The sequence below is a fragment of the Azorhizobium sp. AG788 genome (assembly GCF_004364705.1).
GTDB classification, from domain to species: Bacteria; Pseudomonadota; Alphaproteobacteria; order Rhizobiales; family Xanthobacteraceae; genus Azorhizobium; species Azorhizobium caulinodans.
This window is the reverse complement of record NZ_SOBM01000004.1, coordinates 523,251-540,422: the sequence shown is the minus strand read 5'-3', so window position 1 is coordinate 540,422 and position 17,172 is coordinate 523,251. Positions and strand designations below refer to the sequence as shown.

Sequence of the window (17,172 nt, the reverse complement as noted above, 5' to 3'; positions counted from 1 at the left end):
GCCATGTGAGGCGCCCGCCATTGAGCGCGAAGCGTCAGGACGCGGCGGTGATGAGATGCTTCATGGCAGCGCTGTTCGCCAGCTCGCCATCGAAGCGGATGAGGCCGGCGATGCCGAGATCCGGCCAGAAGCGCTCGCGCAGCACGCCGATGACGGGCGAGCCCACCTTGCGCACCCAGTACTTCTTGAAGTCGCCGAAGAGCACCACCTTCTTGGCGGCGGCCAGCGTGTCCATGTCCTGGTTGATGAAATAGCGGCGCCCGTTGATGGTGGACGGTACGCCGGCCTGGAAATCGCCCTTGGTCCAGAGATAGTTGCCCTCGCCATCCTTCAGCTTGCGGATCGCCTTCAGGGTGGTGTCATGCAGCATGAAACCGACCGTGGGCGCGTTCCGGTAGGCCGGATCGATGGCGTGCTCGAGGTCGATCAGTTCATCAGCCGTGATCGCCGTGGCCGAGGCCGCGGTGACGCCGAGGGCAGAGGCGGTGACGATGCCGTTGGGTGCGGACGAACCGGTGCCAACCGTGAGCTGGCGGTTGGCGATGCGACCCAGGCGTTCGCCGAGAAGCGTGCCGAGCAGGGCCTCCATTGCAAAGATGGAGTCCATGCTCAGCTCCCACGACCACTTCACGAATTCCGTGTCGAAGGAATAGGCGTCCAGGCTCTTCTGGCCGAAGGTCACGTCCTCCGAGCCGTCGTCCGTGAGGGCTGCACCCTCGGTGTGAGCGCCGCCGGACTTGGACGTGTCATCGATGGTCGGGAGCTTGGTGGGGTTGCCGCTGGCGGTCGGAAACTCCTGCGTGATCGTGCCGTCATACATGGGGCCGGTGGCCTTCATGCTGATCTCGATCTGGTTGAGCAGATCGGTGGGCACGGTATAGCCGCCGGCGGAGTTGGTGCCCGCCGTCTGGGTGCGGAACTCGGCGACGCCCTTGCGCAGGATCTGCCGCTCTTCCTCCGACAGGCTCGACGGCTCGGCGCCGCAGACCACCTTGGCGAACACGTCGCGATAGGAGACCTCCTTGCCGCCGCCATCGGTGGCGGAGCCGGTGCCGTCCGGCGGGATCGGCCGGCGGCTGGCGCGCTGTTCTTCCTCGCGCTCCGTGGCGCGCTTCTGGAGCGCATCCAGCTTCTCCTGACGCGCGATCAGGGCCTCGATCTTGTCGTGCTCGGCCATGGCGGCATCGTGCTGGGTTTCCAGCTCCTTCGCGCGGGCCTCATCGGTGGTCTTGCCGATCTGGTCGAGACGCTCGCGGGCCTCGGAAATGATGACGTTCTGGCGCTCGCGCAGTTCGCTGATGGTGGGCATGGGGATATCCTTGATACGGGCCTCGCCGATGCGAGGCCGATGGCAGGGATTGGGCGGAGGCGAGCGCCTACGCTTTACTCCGGACGGCGAGGTCCAGGTGGGCTTTCATGCGCAGCCTGCGGGCGGCGGCGCTGAAGTTCTGGCGGCGCTGTTCCTTGCGCCGGCCTTCCAGCGAGCGGAGCGCCACGGACGTATCCGCGTAGGCCGGGAACGAGACGATGGAGACTTCCAGCAGATCCACCTTCTGGATCGTCCGCTTGGGGATGTTCCCCGTTTCGTCCCACGTCTCCTTGGTGACCATGAAGCCGAAGCTCATGCCGGTAATGTCGCCACGCTCCAGCAACGTCGCCACATCCCGGCCGTCGCCGGTATCCGGCAGGTCTATCTCCACGGCCAGGCCGATGGCGTCCTGCCCGAGGCGCAGTGTTCCGGAGGTGGTGCGACCAAGCAGCCGAGCCGAATTATGATCGAACAGAGCGCGGACATCGCCGCCGGCCACCGCATCATCGAAGGCACCGGGCGCCACTTCCTCGATGAACCAGTCGCCGATCTGGGTGGGCGAATTGAAAACTGCGGCATAGCCCACGGCGGTGCGCCCGGTGGAAGCGGCCCGCACTTCCATCGGCCGCGAGAGCGTGCGTTTTTCCAGGCTCATTGGGGCGCTCCATCGGCCGGCGCTGCCTGCGGATCGGCGGGTGTCGGGTCGGTGGCATTGGGATTGGCGGGCGGCGCTGCATTCTGCGCTTCCAGCGGAACGGTAGCGCCCTGCATGTAGAGGCGGTTTCCGCCGGGTGCCGGCGGCCGGTTGTCGAGGGCGCGCGCTTCGTCGGGCATGAGCAGCGCGCTATTCACGGCACGGGCCAGCGCGTCCATGCGTGCCAAGAGGTCGCCGCGCATCAGGCCGTCAAGCGAATGTTCCACATAGGTGGCGTTGCGCGTCGGGCCGAAGGCCTTCAGGTTGATTTCGTCCTCGAGTGCCTTCGCCCGAGGCGAGATCACATGCTTCGACAGCTGCAGGTCCTGCTGCTCAGTGTTCGTGAAGGTGCCGCGCGACAAGTCCATGAGGAATACCGGCGGCAAGCCCCAGACGCGGGCGATCTCCTGAATCTGGAAAAGCCGGCCTTCAACCATCTGCCCCTTGGCTGGATCAAAGCCCACCTGCTGGAGCTTGTAGCCGGGCGGAATGGTGAAGATGCCGGAACCACTCTCCTTGGCCGCCGTGATCGACGTGCGCACATCGCTCATGGCCCGCTTCATGGCCTCGGCGCCCGCCGGCATCGGACCTTCCATCGACAGCGGTGGCACCCCGCCGCCAGCAAAAAAATTGCTGCCGTAATCGCCCATAGCCAGCGCCTGCTGGATGGCCTTGGCGCCCATCGCGATGGGCGAGCGCGACTGCAGCTGATCGTCCTTCAGCATGAAGGGGATGTCGATCACGTCGGCAGCCGGATATGTCTTCCCGGCATAGGTGAAGAACACCTTGCCGCCCTGTCGCGTCACCAGCGTCTGGGAGGCGTCAAGCGGCCACAGCCCAAGCACCTGCCCCGCCGGCCCCTTCTCAACCCACATAAGACCCCGGCCACAGGTAAACACCTGCTGCCAGAAATAGGTACGCGCGCGGAAGCTCGACCATTCGCCATTTGGCGCTTCATTAAAGATGCGCTGGAGGCGGCCATCCTCGCGCCCAGTCTCTCCGCCGCGTCGGGATTTGTAGACATGAAGCGGCAGGTTCGCGAGCGTCTGGGACAAAAAGCTCACTGCGGCCAGAACGGCCGGCACCGTGAGCGCACTTTCCAACGTGACATGCGGCAATTGGTTGCCGCCGACGCCGAAGAAAGCGAGGAAGTTGTGCGCGCTGACCGGAACGGTGGGATTTTCCACCGAAGGGACGCCTCGCACCTCACGCCGGAAGGGCCAGAATTTCATGCGGTCACCAGGCTGAATTCCGGGTCATCCCACGGGCAGAAGGCCTGCCCCGCCGCTTCCGGATTGCGGCTCATGAGCATGGCGGCGTTGAAGCCGGCCACGAGCGGATCAATCTTGGCGCGCCCGGCGGTCTGCTTGGTGATGAGCACCGCGCCGCCGCGCACTTCGGCCTTCGCATTGCCGACGCACCAGGCCATGAGCGGCTGGGCCGCATGCACGAGCGTGCCGTCCTTCAGCTTGCGCTCCATGCCCCAGCTCGCGGGCGACAGGCCCGCGCCCTGCCGCACGGCCACAAGCATCTCATCGGGAATGCCGCGCTGTGCCAGTTCGTCCACCAGCGCGGCGACGCCGAGCGGATCGAGGCCGATGGCCGCCTGCTCCGGCAGCAGACCGGCATCGTGCACGCGCATCACCAGATCGGCCACGTCCGTCAGGTCCTGCGTGGCGCTCCGGCAGATCACCAGATCGCCGTCGTGTTCAAAGTCCATGAGGTTGGCGACGATATCCTTTCGCCGCTCCAGCACCTCGCCATGCGCCCACGCCCGGCCCCACCAGAGCCAGCGCCGCGTGCCGCGCTCGCGGCCGATGATGGCAAAGCCGAACAGGTCATCCAGCCCGCCGCCGTCGATCCCCACCGTGCAGACCTCGGACCGCTCCAGAAGCGTTTCCAGCGTCAGCGACGGATCCACCGAGGCGTCCCAGAAATCGACGCCAGCCCAACGCCCGTCGCTGGTGGTCGTGCCGATCTCCACGTTAAAATGCTGCGATGCGAGCAACGCCAGCTGCGCGGCCCCTTCCCGCTCGGCCTTCAGCAGTTCGTCGGCAAGGAACGCCTCATCCACGGAGCGGCCGAGGTTCGGATTGACCATCCCCCAGGTGCGCCGATCCTTCCAGCCGCCATCGCGGGACAGATAGAGCGGCAACTCATAGAGCACCGGCAGGAGCGGCAGGTCCATCTTGCCGTCACGCACCTGCCGGGCGATGTCCAGTTCCGTCTTGAACACGCCGGAGGGCGGCGCCTTGGACTGGGTGGTGATCTGGAGCAGGAAGCCATCCGGACGGGAGGCCAGCGAACCCCGGATCTCCACGAACACCTCCGAGGCCTTGGCCTTCTGCGCGAAGACGTGGGTTTCGTCGATCAGGATGAAGGTGGCCTTGGAGCCGGTGATGACATCCGCGTCGGCGGCCTTGATGACGATGACAGCCAGCGAGCGGCGGTGCGTGATCGTCTTCTGGTGCTGCTGCAGGTGAAAGAGCTTGGAGAGATCCCGGTCCAGGCGGATGATGCCGGCGGCCTGCTTGAAGGAGATTTCCGCGATCTTCTTCGTGGGCGCGATCAACAGCAGCTCGGCTTCGGGCCGGTGGTTGAGGATCGCCGCCGTGACCATGATGGCGGCGGCGATGGAGGACTTGCCGTTCTTCTTCGGGACCAGAAGGAAGAACTCGCGGATCATCCGCCGCTTGAGCGCCACGTCATACGAGCCGAACAGGGCGCGCACGAAGTCGAACACCCACTGATCGCAGCACTCCCCATAAGTGGGATTGCCGATCACGTCCGGAACGCGCAGGCGCTTGAAGACGCGCAGCGCCTTGTCGGCTTCCTCTTCGAACAGCGGCAGATCCGGCACCAGGGAGCGCCGGTTGATGATGCGGTCCTCCCAGTCCGGGACCGCTGTCACCCAGCGGCTGCGGAACTGCCCGCTCTCGGCATGCAGGGACATGGCGCCGTCAGTTCACCGTGCTGCCGGGGAAGCGCAGGTCATCACCCCACTCGCTCCCCTCGCCTGCCGTTTCCGCCTCGAGGGCGGCGGCCTCCTTCTTCCCCAGCGGGCGCGGGGCAGGCTCCGGCATCTCACCATAGGCGCGCTGGGTCAGCATCAGGTCGCTGCGCTCCAGCATGCGGCCGAACTCCTTGAGCGCCGCGACGTTGCCCGCCTTGGCCTGCTCCCAGCACATGGCGAAGCGGGTGGCATCGAGCCGGTCGCGGGCGATGTCACGCTGCCGCAGCTCTGAAACATAATACTTGCGCAGCGTCGGCTGGGAGATGGCAAGTGCACTTGCGATCCGCTCATTGGTCCAGCCGAGCGCCAGCAAGATCATGACTCTGTTGCGCTTTTCCGGCGTCGCCTCATGCTCGGGCCGACCGGCCTTGCGCTCCCGCAGCGTGACCGGCTGGCCGAACAGGTCGAAAATCCCGTCCATGCCAAAAAAATCTCCGCGTGAGGGGGACGCCGGTCCGGGCGATGAGGGGGGTTGAGGGATGGAACCACCCCCTCCGGCCGTGGGCGGCGCGGTGGGTGAACTCGGACGGCCATCGGCCGAGGGTCAATACCAGATACCCTTGTGATGCAGGGTCGCCTGCTCTTCGGCCTGCTTGGCCGTATCGTGGCAGGTGGAGCAGAGGCACTGGAGATTGGTGCGATCCCAGAACAGGCGCTCATCACCGCGATGTGGGCGCTTGTGGTCGCAGACCAGCTTGCTGGTGTCGTCCTCGATGTGGCCGCAGCGCTGGCACTGGAAGCTGGCGTCGATCAGGACTTCCAGCCGCAGATCGCGCCAGCGCTTGAGCTTGTACCAGTTACGCCAAGGCGCGGCGGCGGTGCGGTCGCGCGCGCTTTCGGTCAGCGTGTTGTCGGCCAGCGGCGCGATGCGGTGGGAAGTGGAAGAGAGCCGAGGCGCAAGCGATTTGAGTTTCGCCACAGCGTCGCACTCAGGGTGAAACGGGACCGGCTTCGGCCGGCTGCGGTTCACGGAGTTGGTTCGGGGTCAAGCGCAAGGGGCTTAGGCGTCCGAACGCCTCGATCCATAGGGTGATTTCTCCGTCAGCGTCAATAGCCGCTATTTTGCCCATTACGTCCGCAAAGGGACCGCTATTGACCTGCGCCACATCGCCCACACGGAAGACATCAGCCGCTGGCGCAGCCTCAATCTTGGCCGAGACGTAGCCATCTTCCGCAGCCGCGCGCATCAGTCTCTGCATGATACGGGGCGGCACACTCACGATTTCCGCCCCGATTGTCATGATGGAGACAACAGACTTGGTGCGCCGCACCCGCTCAGTCGACTGGCCGAGAGCGAAATAGACGAAGATGTATGACGGGTAATAAGCCGTCTTTTCATAGCGCGCATGGCCTGCGGAAGCCTCCACTTCTTTCAGGTGCCACGGACACCAGACGCGATATCCGCGACCGGCGAGGCGCGCCTGCACATGGAATTCCTTGCCGGAGACCACTCGAACCACCGTCCATCCGATGTCGTGCCCATCGCGCATCGCACTCTCCATCCCCAGAAATCACAGGCTCATCACTCGGCAGCGTCGGCATCCGTGGCCGGGGTGCCGCGGGGCGGCGGGCGCTCCATCGGGAAGCTGCGGCCACGGCGCGGCTCGTATCGGCCGCCGCCGACGTCGATCATCTTCATGCTGCCGGTGGCGAAGGCCGCGCCTTCCTCCCGGAAGGCCGAGGCCCACTCGCGCCACGCCTCCGAGCCCTCCTCGACGAACACCCAGCGCGAGCGGTCCGCCGCGCTGCGCGCCCAGGCCACCGCCTGGCTGCGGCCATCGAGCTTGCGGGCGGGCGCCGCCCGCTGGGGCTCGGGAGCGGCCTTGAAGGAATCCCAATATCGATCCCGCAGATAGGTGGCAGGCGAGCAGACCTTGCGCTTGTGGCGCCGGCAGTGGTCCAGATAGGCCCGCAGGCCCGCCAGAGCGTTGGCACGCTCCACCGGGGTCAGCTTGGCCCAGGCCCGCGCCGCCGGCGGACGGCTGACGATGGCGGAGGGTTCCTCGCCGAAGGCCGTGAGGAAGGCATCCAGCTGGCTCCCATCCCCCTCACCCACATCTGGTTCACCCCCACCGCCCCCCACCGGGGGGTCAGGGGGGTTATTCAACTGGGGGTTAAATGGGGGTTCTTGGGGTAGCACAGTTGCTAGGGTCCCCCTCGCAAAGCTTGCGGGGGTACACCCTTGCAAATTGCCAGGGTGGGTACCCTCGCAATCTGCTAGGGTACCCACAACATCTAGTGGGTCGCCGCCCGGTGCGCGGCGCATCAGCAGGCGGAAGCGGTCCGATGTCCGCGTGCCGTTTTCCCGCCAGCGCTCCTGCCGCTCGATATAGCCCTGCTCTTCCAGCACCTGCAGCTTGCGGCGCACCGTATCGACGCTCTGCTGCGAACGCTTGGCCAGCAGCGAGAGCGCGGGATAGCACTCCCCGTTCTCGTCCGCGTAATTGGCGAGCACGAAGAGCACCAGCTGCGTGCCGGGAGAGCCGGTTTCCTGCGCTTCCACCCAGCGAAGGGCCTCGATGCTCATTCCGCCGCCTCCGCAATGCCGTCGAACAGGCTGCCAAGACTGGCCGGCACGTCGCGTGCCATGCGGGCGCGGCGGCGTTCGTCTTCGCCCATCCACTCGCTTTCGATGCGGGTGCGGGCGATGGCGGCATATTCGGGATTAAGCTCGATCAGCGCGGCGCGGCGCCCGTGGCGCAAGGCGGCAAGGGCCGTGGTGCCTGCGCCGCCGAATGGATCGAGCACCAGTCCACCATGCGGGCAGCCTGCGAGGATGCAGCGCTCCGCCAGATCCGGCGGGAAGGTGGCGAAATGCGCTTCCTTGAAGGGCCGCGTGGCGATGGGCCAGACGGCCACGGGCGCCGGCTCACAGTTGCGCAGGTTGCGGGAGCCGCGCGGCACGTCCTCTATGCCGGTGTGGTTAATGCCACCGGCATGGCGGGGTGCTGCGACATCGGAGGCGCGCACCTTCTGCGTCGCATCCCACCGTTCGTTGAAACCAGCCACCCGCCTGGACCGAGCGGGCGACGGTGAGGCTGCGGCAGTCGCGTCCTGCTTCAGCCGCTTGTCCGCGACGCTCTCGCCCTTCTGGCGCCCCTGCCGGTGGACGGACCCATGGCCGCCCGGCCCGGTGTCCCACCCATCTGGAGTCTTGTAATCGCCGGTGGACACGCGCTGCTGCCGAACCGCCTCGGCGTCGTACCAGTAGCGCTCGCTGCGCGAGAGCATGAAGATCTTCTCGTGCGCGGTCGCCGGCCGGTCGCGGATGCTCTCGGGCATGGGGTTGGGCTTGGCCCACACGATCTCGCTGCGCACCCACCACCCCGCCTCCTGCAAGGCGATGGCAAGGCGGTTCGGCACCATGCAGAGGTCTTTCGGCTTCAGCGCGCCGCCAATGGTCGAGATCGGCTTGTCCCGGAACGTCCGGTCATCGCTGCCGAGCGCCTTCACGGCGGCGGCGGAGCGGCCATTGGGCGTCGTGGCGTAGCAGTCACCATAGTTGATCCAGAGCGTACCGGAGGGCTTGAGCACCCGGCGCACCAGATCGAACACCTCCACCATCACGGCCAGATGCTCGCCAAGCGTCGGTTCCAAGCCGATCTGGCCGGACACGCCATAGTCCCGCAGGCCCCAGTAGGGCGGGCTGGTGACGACGCAATCCACGCTGTCCGGCGCCATGGCCGCCAGCGCGGCGCGCACATCGCCCAGCCAGAGCGCCACGCGCCCGTCGAGGAAGGTGGTGGGCGTGCTCATAGGACGCCTCGCAGAATCGAGAAGCGAGACCCTTGCGCTTTTCCGCGACCGGCACCAAATATGCGCGGCGCTTTTTCTTTTGCGCCCATAATATCGGAGCTTTTAGTATGAACGATACTATAATAACGACACTTATATCCGCCATCTATTTTGAACACCGCAAGGAGGATTTCCCAGAAGGCGGACTTGTAATTGACGAGCATAACCAGCCGGGCGGCCCAAACTGGTCCCTGAGTTTTGACCCCGCATGGTCTGGCTCCAAGCCGGAGTCCGCGGATTGGCGCGCGATCTGCCTGCTGGAAATCGCAGCTGCCCTGCAGATGCAACATCCGACAATCTCCTTTAGCGAGAGCGCCTGAGAGCGCATTCGAGGCGGCGGTCACTCCGCCGCCTCCCGCCGCGTGCAGCGGCGCACAGGCTCGCTGTGCTTGTGGGCCGCCCAGGTGATGGTGATGACCATGCGGCCAACCGGATCGAGCACATAACGCCAGCCGTCGATCACGATGGCGCGGGCGCGGGCCTCCATCGCCACGGCGACACTGGCGGCGATGTGCGCGCGCACGGCATCCACGGGCAGGTTGAAGGTCTCCCGCGCCACCTGCACGAGATGGGCATCAATGCGGGAGACATTGCGCCGCGCATCGTCGAAATCGATGCCGTGCACCCGCTCCAGATAGCGCACGAGCGCGTGGTCCGAGACGTGGATGGGGCGGGGCTTCATGGACGCACCCCCCGCCAACGCTTTACGGGCCGCTAGCCGCTTCCCTAAACTCGGCAGATGCGGACGGGAGGGCGAATGGGAAAAATGAGAAATTGGAGCATGCTGCCTTCTATGGCGGCGGCACTGGTGTTGGGGTGCGTTATGGGCGCATCGGCGGTGGGAACGTTCGCCGATGGCACAGTGAACACACTGTTGGCCGAACATAGAAGCGAATGGCTGGGCTTTTGGGGCGCCATCATCGGCGCCGTCATCGCCGGCATGATCACGGTCGCTGCCGCGTTGTATGCCGCAAGAGAAGCCTGGAACGCCGTCAGTGCACAGATTGAGTCTGATAAGCAGATCGCTCGATCGAACACCGATCGCATGTCTCAGATAATCACGACATATATTAACCACAACTCTGCCATCGTGAGGGTAACCAACGACAGTCTCACATCTGTGGCGGATTCTGACGATGTCACCATACTTATGGCCTGCGCCAACAGCTACTTCGCCATGATGGACGACATAAATGCCCCGACGCTTCGTGAATATATCGAAACCCGCATGGACATGATCCCCATGACACTTGTTGTTCCGATTATTTCTTTTATTAAATTTAGCAAATCTGCTGATAGAGTAGCTGACAGGATGCGTTCTAGCATCCAGAAGGATGAATTTGGCCGGCAGGCCCGAAAGATGACTGTTCTTGAATTCGGCCGCTACCACCGGAGCATGGCGGCCAGCAGGACGCGTATTATCGGACTGATGAAAGTCCACGGAAACTGAGGCAAACGACACATCTCTGGGTTGCCCAATGCCTGTGACGCTTAAGGTCATCAGCCCACCCTCCGATCGAGCATGTCCCAGAGGCGTTCCACCTCGGCGATGAGCGTCGGGCGTTCATCAAGGGACTGCTTGAGCGCCTTGGCCGCCTGGAGCACGGAGGAGCGGTCGCGATTGAAGGCCTCGGCCAGATAGGCCGAGGACACGGCGCAGAGCTTCACGGCCAGATACATGGCGATGCGGCGCGCGTGGCAGATGTCGCCATCCCGCCGATGCGAGAGGACCATCTCGGGCGCGATGCGGAAGTGGCGGCAGACGGTGGTGATCACCTCCTGCGGCGTCACCGTCAGCCCCTCCACCAGCGAGGCCACGGCCAGCCAGTCGCGGGCCGGAGCACGCTGCGCCACCATGGGCGCATCCGCCGCCATATCCAGCTTCGGTGCGGGAACGCGTATCATCGGATCCCGCATCATCCGCCGCCGCCGCTCATTCCCCGCGCGCGCCAAATCGGCGGCACTCGCCACGCCCTTGGGCAGCAGCGGGATGTCCATCTCAAGTGCTGGCATGCTCCCCTCCCCCGCTCGGGTCTGTCAGCCCACCGCTGCAGCGGCGTAGCTGTGAGATTGCAAGGCGTTGCAGTGCGCGTTTCCCGTGGAACGGCGCGGTTCGCACATCTCGTGCGGGTGGCGTCCGAGGAAGGCACAGAGCGCGAAGAGGCTGGGCACGCTCACCGCCTTGCCGCCCTCGGCCCGGCACCATGTGGAAGCCGTGACGCGCGCCAGCCGCGCCGCCGCCCGCCCGGTGAGATCGGGCCGGCCCGGCTGCATGCGCGCAAGGCGCAGGGAGAGTGCGAGAAAGCCCCATTCCATCGGCCCTCGCGCCGCCGGCACGCCCGGCAGCAGCGGGCGCGAGGTGAGCGGGTCCCAGCCCTTCACCGCGTGGGCGGCGAGGAAGACATCCGCCCGCACGGGACGGTCCGCCTTCATCGCGCTTATGAGGCGCGCGAGGCTTTCATCGGGGCCGAGGGCGAGACGGGCGCGCAGCGCCGCGCGCTCCGCATCTGTGAATGGGTGGCGCGCAAGACGCTGCGCGAGGCGAGAAGCCGCATCCATGGCTCACGCCCCCCGCCGCAGGCTGGTGATGCTGGCGCCCGTGGCCTCAGGCGCGGCCGAGCCGCCCTGCGCCACATCGGCGAGCACCGCCTCGGCTTCCGCCAGCTCGGTCTGGGCCTTCGCAAAGGTGGCCTTGAGGGCGCGCGCCTCGCGCGCATCCACCACGCCATCGGCCAGAGCCTGCGCAAGATCGGCGACAGCGGCACCCGCAGCACCCGCCACATCCGCCATGTGCTGCGGCAGGGCGGCGCGCTCGGCCACCTGCGCCTTGGGCACCAGCACATAGCCGGCCGCATCGGCCAGGATGCGGGTGAGGATGGGCTCGCCCACGTCCTGCTCCAGATCCGCCACCACATCCACGGGAATGCAGCGCGGATCGCCCCACTGGCCGTAGCGCGAGAAGGCCGCAGCCTCCACGCGCGAGACCTTGGCCGCCCGCGTGCAGCCGCCGGCAGCGGCCACCAGATCCCGCGTCGCCGCCTTCAGCGCCTCATAGATGCTCATTGTCAGGCCCTCCCTTGCGTTTTTCCGTGACGGTGCGCGCCACGAAGCGGAAGCTGCGCGCCAGATGAGCAGGTGCGCAGATGATCGGATGTCGGAAAGAGGTCGCGCCCATGGGGCAGGCCACGCGCAAAGACGGCGCGGCGGCAGGAGCGGGATGGTGTGGAAGAGGTGCGGCGCGCGCGCGATGCGCAGATGCGCAGCGGCATCCGCAGCCGGCCCCGGAGGGGGTCCGGACCGGCCGCGGCGCCGAACGGGCGCGAGCGGATAGATATCGCGCCCGGCCAGACAGACCACACACGACAAAATTCCATCGCACGCAATGCAGAAAAGATCGGATTTGGCGTGTAACAAGTGCGTTCCTGGCGCCACAGGGCAAGAAAACCCGCCACTACGCACACTTGCGTATGCTTGACCTTAAGGACGCCAGATGATCCGATTGCCCCCGCGGATAGACCACCATTCTTGGTGCGGGGACACGTATGGGGGAGCGGCACGAAGCTTTCGAGATCAGAGACATCTTCACGACAAGGCTGGCCGAGGTGCAGATCCTCGAAGGCCAGTGCGCCAGGCTCACATGGACGGTTCCGCACGGCATAAGCGGAATGGAAATGGACGCCGTGGTGGGAAACCTGATTGTTCCGGTTTCCTCCCTCGATGGCATCATCGAGGCGCTTGCCGCCGCGCGCGACGCGGCCGGTTAGGCGCTGCCCCGTTTCCCGGCGCGTGCCGGGGGCGGGACATGCCGTGACGCGGGCTGCCGGGGCGACCGGCCCGCCGATCACGGCGCCACCTCCTGCGCGGCTTGCGCGCTGCCCGCCTGCTCATCGGGAGCACCGGCCACCGGCCGCGCCACTCCCTCCGGCCACTCTGCGCCCTCCGGCCAGTTCGCCGAGAGCCAGCACATCGCCCGCTCATAATTGCGCGTCTGCAGATCACCGCCGCCGGCAATCACGCCCAGGCGCTTGCCATCGTTGAACAGCAGCGAAGAGAGGCGCGCGCGGGAGATTTTGCGCCCGCGCCGGAACGCCTCTTCAACCTGAATGAGATGGGATGTGAGCGACATGGTGCGCAAAAATGGGGGATATTTCCCCCACCGTCAAGCGCGTGAGCTTTTTTCAGCGCTCCTTGGACCCATGAGGCGCGGGTAATGTCCCGCACTATGGACCGCACCACCCTGCAACCAGACGATTTCCTGCGCCGCGTCTCCGAGCGCCTGCGCACACTCGGCATCACCGAGCGACAGGCAGGGGTGCGCGCAGGATCGCCCAGCTTGCTGCGGGTGATCCGAAATGGCCTTCAGAGAGGCACGCAGCGCGGCATCAACACCACCAGCCTGAAGCGGATTGCGGATGCGCTGGAGACGACGCCGGACTGGTTGCTGACGGGCACCGAGGAATCCACAACGCCAGCCCCACCCGGCAACCCGAAGCCGGAACGAGCAGCCACCAGCAACCTGCCGCTCGACAGCTTCAACAAGGATCTTCCGGTACTGGGCACGGCAGCCGGCTCGATCATTCAGGGCGTTTCAGGCCTCAAGCTTGGAAGAGCACCGCTCGGCTACATCCTTCGCCCGCCCCGGCTCGCCGGAATTCCCAATGCCTATGCCGTGCGGGTGACCGGCCGCTCCATGGAACCCATGCTGCGCAGCGGCGACCTGTGCATCGTGGACCCCAACGAGACGGCGATGCCCGGCGATACGGTGATCGTCCAGACGCAGCATTACGACACCGACCCCGGCCAGACCTATGTGAAGATTCTCGCCTCACGGTCCGGCGCACGCATCGCACTCAGGCAGACGAACCCTGAAGCAACGATCGAAATCCCCCGCGAGTATGTGTCATCGGTCCACCGGGTGCTGACGATGGCGGACGTTTTCGGCGATTAGAGCCGGCGTAACTCAGGTGATCTCGATCCGCTTCAGGGTCGTTATCATCAGACGGAACGCAGCGAGCTCTTCCTCCGTTGCAAGCCCATCTGCACGCGCCATGCGTGTCAGCCGCGCGGGCAGATCCAAAGGAAACGCATCAGGCTCACGCAGCGCCCGCATGGCCCGCGTGACCAGGTTTCCGGAAGGCGAAAGCCCTGTCATTTCCGAGATCAGAGCGGCAAGGGATTCGCGCGGCACATCCATGCCCAGGTGGCGCGCCGCCTCGTAAACCAGATCGGCCACGATCTCGATTTCCGCATCATGAAGGGTGCCATCCGCGCGGGCCATGGACATGAGCGCAATGCAGGCAGGACGCACGACGTCCCGCACGCGCGCGTAGTCAGCGGACGTCAGGCGCGGCACCCTCACCTCGATCTCCCGAGCGGGCTTCATGGCAATCTTGGGCACACGAAGTGAAGGCGCGCGCTCCGGACGCTTCGGCGCCTCGACCTGCTGCGCAATGACCGACAGGAACGCCACAGGATCGTCGATGAATTCACCGGTCCGGCCATTCATCAGCGACCGGATCCGATCAACCCGGAAGGCGCGCACGGCATCGCGCATGAAACAGAAAGCCAGAAGCACCAGACCGTTGGGCCGCATCTCCACGCGATAGATGTAGACCTGCCGCTCCGTCTCTTCACCATCTGACGCGATGTAGCGGAAGTGTAGGACCATGCCCGCCTGGGCAACGTCTTCCTCGATCTCGCCAACGATCATGTCGCCGGCATCATCGCCGCCATTCTGAGACACCAGTCGCCTCCCCCGAAGCGCACAGCACGGATAAGGCGCATTTAATGACGCTGGCCACCAAAGCGCGTAGCGCGATTTTTTGCTCATATTGCGCTTGACGGGGGAAATTTCCCTCACTAGCTTTCCCCTCACACCGCACCCATGAGCGGCGGGGACCACACCATGACTGTTCGCAAGCTTGCCGCGCTGGCTCTGCCAGCGTGCGGCATCGCGCTCGGCGCGCTGGCGCCGGCTGAAATCCGCATTCCCGCCGTGGTCATCGGCGGCACGCTCGCCACCTGCGGCGTGGTGTTCGTGAGCGCCTATCTCACGCTCGATCGCGCCATCTCCCGCTCCATTGCCCACACCCGCCGCCTCACCGCACAGATGCAGGCAGGCGTGCTGCCGAGGGCGACGCGATGAGCGCCCGCACGCCCGCTGCGCGCGGCCCCATCGAGAACGAGCGCAATTACGAGCGCCCGCAAGATGCTGCGGTGCGCGCCACGCTCGAGGGTCGCTGTCCCACGGCCCGCATCCTTTTGCCGGACCTTGCCCCCGCCCCGTCCGGCGAAACGGCGGAGGCGCAGCGGAGCGCCTCCGCCACCCCTTTTGACCAGTTATGTGCCCGCCTTGCGCAGGGCGGACTGGTCAGCATCCCCAAAGGGATGACGTATTTCGTCGGCGAGCGCCCGTCGCAATCGCTCTTCCCTTCCCGGCCCGCCTCCTCCCGGCGGACCCAGCCTGACGGGGAGGCCCGTGCCGGTGCCTCCCCGTCCTTTCCCGATGCCTGATGGGCACGGCCCTTCTCATCGCCGCCGGCCTCTGCGGCCTGGCGCTCGCCATCGCCCTCTTCTGCCTCGCGCGCCGCGTGGCGCAGATCATCGCCAATGACCCCTATGGGGAGGATCTGAACCTATGATCCGCAATCCCGTCCGCGCCTTCATCACCGGCCCGCTTGCCCGCGCTCTTGTGCGCGTCGCGGTCCGCCGCTCGCCGGATGTGGTCATCGGCGGGCAGGAGGCGCCCTATCTGCTGCGCTGGTGGGTCATCCCGCGCAACCGCCTGTTCAACATCTATCTGCACCGCTTCCTGCGGTCTGATGATGACCGCGCGCTGCACGATCATCCGTGGCTCAACTGCTCCATCCTGCTGCGCGGGGAATATACCGAGCACACCATCGCAGCCGGCGGCATCAACCGCCGCACCCTGCGCCGCGCGGGAGACGTGAAGCTGCGCGGCCCGAAGGCGGCGCATCGCATCGAGTTGCACGCCGGCCCGTGCTGGACGCTCTTCATCACCGGCCCGAACGTCCGGTCATGGGGCTTTCACTGCCCGCGCGGCTGGGTGCACTGGCGCGACTTCACCAACCCGGCAGACGGTGGCCGCACAGTTGGCCGCGGCTGCGGCGAAGACGACGGCGCGCCCGCCGAAGGGTGAGCCACCCATTCAGAAAGGCCAGGACATGAAGCGCGTGAGCATCCCCGAGTTTCATTCGGCGTTGAAGGCGCAGGGCGTTGCCAAGGTGCATCTGGCCTTCAAGTGCCCTCTGTGCGGCACTGTTCAGTCCGCCTCCGATTTTATTGCGGCGTTTGCCGGCAACACCTTCGACGATGTCGAAAAGTATCTCGGCTTCAGCTGCATCGGTCGGTGGACTGGTGCAGGTGCGCCTCGCAAGAAGCCCGACGGCAGGCCGTGCAACTGGACGTTGGGAGGATTCCTCAAGCTTCATCAACTTGAGGTCGTTGATGACGAGGGGCGGGCCCATCCGCGTTTTGAGGTGGCGACGCCCGAGGAGGCGCAGCAGCACGCAGCCCTCATAGAGACGGCGGGCTGAAATGCTCGCCCCCAACGCCCCCGCCGATATCGCCGACACCGGCATTGCCGCCGATGAGTTGCGGCAGTTCATCGAGCGCATCGAGCGCCTCGAGGAAGAGAAGAAGGCCATCGCGGACGACATCAAGGATGTCTATGCGGAGCTCAAGGCCAGAGGCTTCGACACCAGGGCCACGCGCACCATCGTGAAGATGCGCCGGCAGGACACGCAGGAGCGCCAGGAGCAGGAAGCCATCCTGGAACTCTATCTCCAAGCCCTCGGAATGGCGTGAGGTGTGCGATGGATCAGCGGACGCCGCCTGACGACACACCCCACCGCCTCGCGCTCTGGCGCCTGGTGAAGGTGGCGCAGGATGTCATCACGGCCGATGGGCCGGATGCCGATCTCGCCCGCAAGTGGCACGAGATGCCGGATCTTATCGAGGCCGTGGGCGCCGCCGCCAGCTTCGCCCGCACGCAGGAGCGGGGGCAGATGCGGGAGGCGTGGCCGCTTCTGGCGCAGGCCTGCAACACCACCCTGCGCCACATCTTCATGAGCACCGGCACGCTGGCCGACCGCGACACCGCCTCGCGCTGGCAGTCCATCGTCGGCGCGCTCTATCCGCTGGTCCATGCCGACTGGCAGGCCTGGCGCGATGAACGCGCTCCCAAGCTGGGAGGGGTGTGATGGGCCGAAACGCCACCCTCGCGGACCAGATCGAGCTTGCCCGCCAGCGCTTTGAAGCTTTGTCGCCTGAAGAGCAGCATGCGCACCGCGAAGCGCAGCGTCAGTCATGGGCGCGTGGCGAGACGGCGCTTGATCGGGA

26 protein-coding genes are annotated in these 17,172 nt (G+C 65.9%); 11 read left to right on the top strand and 15 right to left on the bottom strand.

Annotation, left to right across the window (positions count from 1 at the left end):
- Positions 1–34: 34 nt before the first annotated feature.
- The 9 genes from DFO45_RS13275 to DFO45_RS13235 form a co-directional block, all read right to left on the bottom strand.
- The gene (locus tag DFO45_RS13275; RefSeq protein WP_133865221.1) at positions 35–1,309 is read right to left on the bottom strand and encodes a phage major capsid protein; all 1,275 of its coding nucleotides are present in this window, start codon (positions 1,307–1,309) and stop codon (positions 35–37) included.
- Between the two features lie 67 nt (positions 1,310–1,376).
- Entirely contained in the window at positions 1,377–1,964 is a 588-nt protein-coding gene (locus DFO45_RS13270) for an HK97 family phage prohead protease (protein ID WP_133865220.1), read from the bottom strand.
- Complete coding sequence (locus DFO45_RS13265; RefSeq protein ID WP_245518084.1) at positions 1,961–3,190, bottom strand: phage portal protein; 1,230 nt, start codon at positions 3,188–3,190, stop codon at positions 1,961–1,963. Before DFO45_RS13265 ends, DFO45_RS13270 begins: the two co-directional genes overlap by 4 nt.
- Before the next feature lie 41 nt (positions 3,191–3,231).
- The gene (locus DFO45_RS13260) at positions 3,232–4,956 is read right to left on the bottom strand and encodes a terminase large subunit (RefSeq protein WP_133865218.1); all 1,725 of its coding nucleotides are present in this window, start codon (positions 4,954–4,956) and stop codon (positions 3,232–3,234) included.
- Positions 4,957–4,963: 7 nt separating this feature from the next.
- On the bottom strand, positions 4,964–5,437 hold the full coding sequence (locus DFO45_RS13255; RefSeq protein WP_133865217.1) for an AraC family transcriptional regulator: 474 nt from the start codon (positions 5,435–5,437) through the stop codon (positions 4,964–4,966).
- Positions 5,438–5,560: 123 nt separating this feature from the next.
- The gene (locus tag DFO45_RS13250; protein ID WP_133865216.1) at positions 5,561–5,935 is read right to left on the bottom strand and encodes an HNH endonuclease; all 375 of its coding nucleotides are present in this window, start codon (positions 5,933–5,935) and stop codon (positions 5,561–5,563) included.
- 10 nt (positions 5,936–5,945) lie between these two features.
- Positions 5,946–6,506, bottom strand: coding sequence for a transcription termination/antitermination NusG family protein (locus DFO45_RS13245; protein ID WP_166657122.1), 561 nt, complete (start codon positions 6,504–6,506; stop codon positions 5,946–5,948).
- A 32-nt stretch (positions 6,507–6,538) separates the two neighbouring features.
- On the bottom strand, positions 6,539–7,543 hold the full coding sequence (locus DFO45_RS13240) for a helix-turn-helix domain-containing protein (protein ID WP_133865214.1): 1,005 nt from the start codon (positions 7,541–7,543) through the stop codon (positions 6,539–6,541).
- Positions 7,540–8,772, bottom strand: coding sequence for a site-specific DNA-methyltransferase (locus tag DFO45_RS13235; RefSeq protein WP_133865213.1), 1,233 nt, complete (start codon positions 8,770–8,772; stop codon positions 7,540–7,542). The genes DFO45_RS13240 and DFO45_RS13235 overlap by 4 nt, the downstream gene beginning before the upstream one ends.
- 107 nt (positions 8,773–8,879) lie before the next feature.
- Between DFO45_RS13235 and DFO45_RS13230 the strand changes: the two genes are divergently transcribed.
- Complete coding sequence (locus DFO45_RS13230) at positions 8,880–9,131, top strand: hypothetical protein (RefSeq protein WP_133865212.1); 252 nt, start codon at positions 8,880–8,882, stop codon at positions 9,129–9,131.
- A 20-nt stretch (positions 9,132–9,151) separates the two neighbouring features.
- Here DFO45_RS13230 and DFO45_RS13225 read toward each other — a convergent pair whose 3' ends face one another.
- Positions 9,152–9,493: a hypothetical protein gene (locus tag DFO45_RS13225; RefSeq protein WP_133865211.1), complete on the bottom strand. Its 342-nt coding sequence runs from the start codon at positions 9,491–9,493 to the stop codon at positions 9,152–9,154.
- A 99-nt stretch (positions 9,494–9,592) separates the two neighbouring features.
- Between DFO45_RS13225 and DFO45_RS13220 the strand changes: the two genes are divergently transcribed.
- Positions 9,593–10,261, top strand: coding sequence for a hypothetical protein (locus DFO45_RS13220; RefSeq protein WP_133865210.1), 669 nt, complete (start codon positions 9,593–9,595; stop codon positions 10,259–10,261).
- Between the two features lie 50 nt (positions 10,262–10,311).
- On the opposite strand, the gene DFO45_RS13215 is transcribed toward DFO45_RS13220, so the two are convergent.
- The 3 genes from DFO45_RS13215 to DFO45_RS13205 are packed head-to-tail and all read right to left on the bottom strand — an operon-like array spanning position 10,312 to position 11,874.
- The gene (locus DFO45_RS13215) at positions 10,312–10,824 is read right to left on the bottom strand and encodes a helix-turn-helix domain-containing protein (RefSeq protein ID WP_133865209.1); all 513 of its coding nucleotides are present in this window, start codon (positions 10,822–10,824) and stop codon (positions 10,312–10,314) included.
- A 24-nt stretch (positions 10,825–10,848) separates the two neighbouring features.
- Positions 10,849–11,370, bottom strand: coding sequence for a helix-turn-helix domain-containing protein (locus tag DFO45_RS13210; protein ID WP_133865208.1), 522 nt, complete (start codon positions 11,368–11,370; stop codon positions 10,849–10,851).
- 3 nt (positions 11,371–11,373) lie between these two features.
- A complete protein-coding gene (locus DFO45_RS13205; RefSeq protein WP_133865207.1) occupies positions 11,374–11,874 on the bottom strand; it encodes a phage regulatory CII family protein in 501 nt (166 codons plus the stop codon).
- 479 nt (positions 11,875–12,353) lie between these two features.
- On the opposite strand from DFO45_RS13205, the gene DFO45_RS13200 reads away from it, so the two are divergent.
- Positions 12,354–12,575, top strand: coding sequence for a hypothetical protein (locus DFO45_RS13200; RefSeq protein WP_133865206.1), 222 nt, complete (start codon positions 12,354–12,356; stop codon positions 12,573–12,575).
- A 77-nt stretch (positions 12,576–12,652) separates the two neighbouring features.
- Here DFO45_RS13200 and DFO45_RS13195 read toward each other — a convergent pair whose 3' ends face one another.
- Complete coding sequence (locus tag DFO45_RS13195) at positions 12,653–12,937, bottom strand: hypothetical protein (protein ID WP_133865308.1); 285 nt, start codon at positions 12,935–12,937, stop codon at positions 12,653–12,655.
- A gap of 96 nt (positions 12,938–13,033) precedes the next feature.
- Here DFO45_RS13195 and DFO45_RS13190 point away from each other — a divergent pair, with 96 nt between their 5' ends.
- Complete coding sequence (locus DFO45_RS13190; RefSeq protein WP_166657121.1) at positions 13,034–13,759, top strand: S24 family peptidase; 726 nt, start codon at positions 13,034–13,036, stop codon at positions 13,757–13,759.
- Between the two features lie 12 nt (positions 13,760–13,771).
- Here the strand turns inward: DFO45_RS13190 and DFO45_RS13185 are convergent, their stop codons facing one another.
- Positions 13,772–14,554 (bottom strand): WYL domain-containing protein, encoded by a 783-nt coding sequence (locus tag DFO45_RS13185; protein ID WP_166657120.1) that lies wholly within the window; start codon positions 14,552–14,554, stop codon positions 13,772–13,774.
- 162 nt (positions 14,555–14,716) lie between these two features.
- Between DFO45_RS13185 and DFO45_RS13180 the strand changes: the two genes are divergently transcribed.
- The 7 genes from DFO45_RS13180 to DFO45_RS13155 are packed head-to-tail and all read left to right on the top strand — an operon-like array spanning position 14,717 to position 17,033.
- Positions 14,717–14,956 carry a hypothetical protein gene (locus DFO45_RS13180; RefSeq protein WP_133865203.1) on the top strand — a complete coding sequence of 80 codons (240 nt, stop codon included), beginning with the start codon at positions 14,717–14,719 and terminating at the stop codon, positions 14,954–14,956.
- The gene (locus tag DFO45_RS13175) at positions 14,953–15,324 is read left to right on the top strand and encodes a hypothetical protein (RefSeq protein WP_133865202.1); all 372 of its coding nucleotides are present in this window, start codon (positions 14,953–14,955) and stop codon (positions 15,322–15,324) included. Before DFO45_RS13180 ends, DFO45_RS13175 begins: the two co-directional genes overlap by 4 nt.
- Complete coding sequence (locus tag DFO45_RS25410; protein WP_280960284.1) at positions 15,324–15,452, top strand: hypothetical protein; 129 nt, start codon at positions 15,324–15,326, stop codon at positions 15,450–15,452. Before DFO45_RS13175 ends, DFO45_RS25410 begins: the two co-directional genes overlap by 1 nt.
- Positions 15,449–15,970: a hypothetical protein gene (locus DFO45_RS13170; protein WP_133865201.1), complete on the top strand. Its 522-nt coding sequence runs from the start codon at positions 15,449–15,451 to the stop codon at positions 15,968–15,970. The genes DFO45_RS25410 and DFO45_RS13170 overlap by 4 nt, the downstream gene beginning before the upstream one ends.
- A gap of 25 nt (positions 15,971–15,995) precedes the next feature.
- Positions 15,996–16,367 carry a VVA0879 family protein gene (locus tag DFO45_RS13165; protein ID WP_133865200.1) on the top strand — a complete coding sequence of 124 codons (372 nt, stop codon included), beginning with the start codon at positions 15,996–15,998 and terminating at the stop codon, positions 16,365–16,367.
- Between the two features lies 1 nt (position 16,368).
- Positions 16,369–16,638, top strand: a complete 270-nt coding sequence (locus DFO45_RS13160; protein ID WP_133865199.1) for a DUF2312 domain-containing protein — start codon at positions 16,369–16,371, stop codon at positions 16,636–16,638.
- Positions 16,639–16,646: 8 nt separating this feature from the next.
- The gene (locus tag DFO45_RS13155) at positions 16,647–17,033 is read left to right on the top strand and encodes a hypothetical protein (protein ID WP_133865198.1); all 387 of its coding nucleotides are present in this window, start codon (positions 16,647–16,649) and stop codon (positions 17,031–17,033) included.
- Positions 17,034–17,172: the final 139 nt, after the last annotated feature.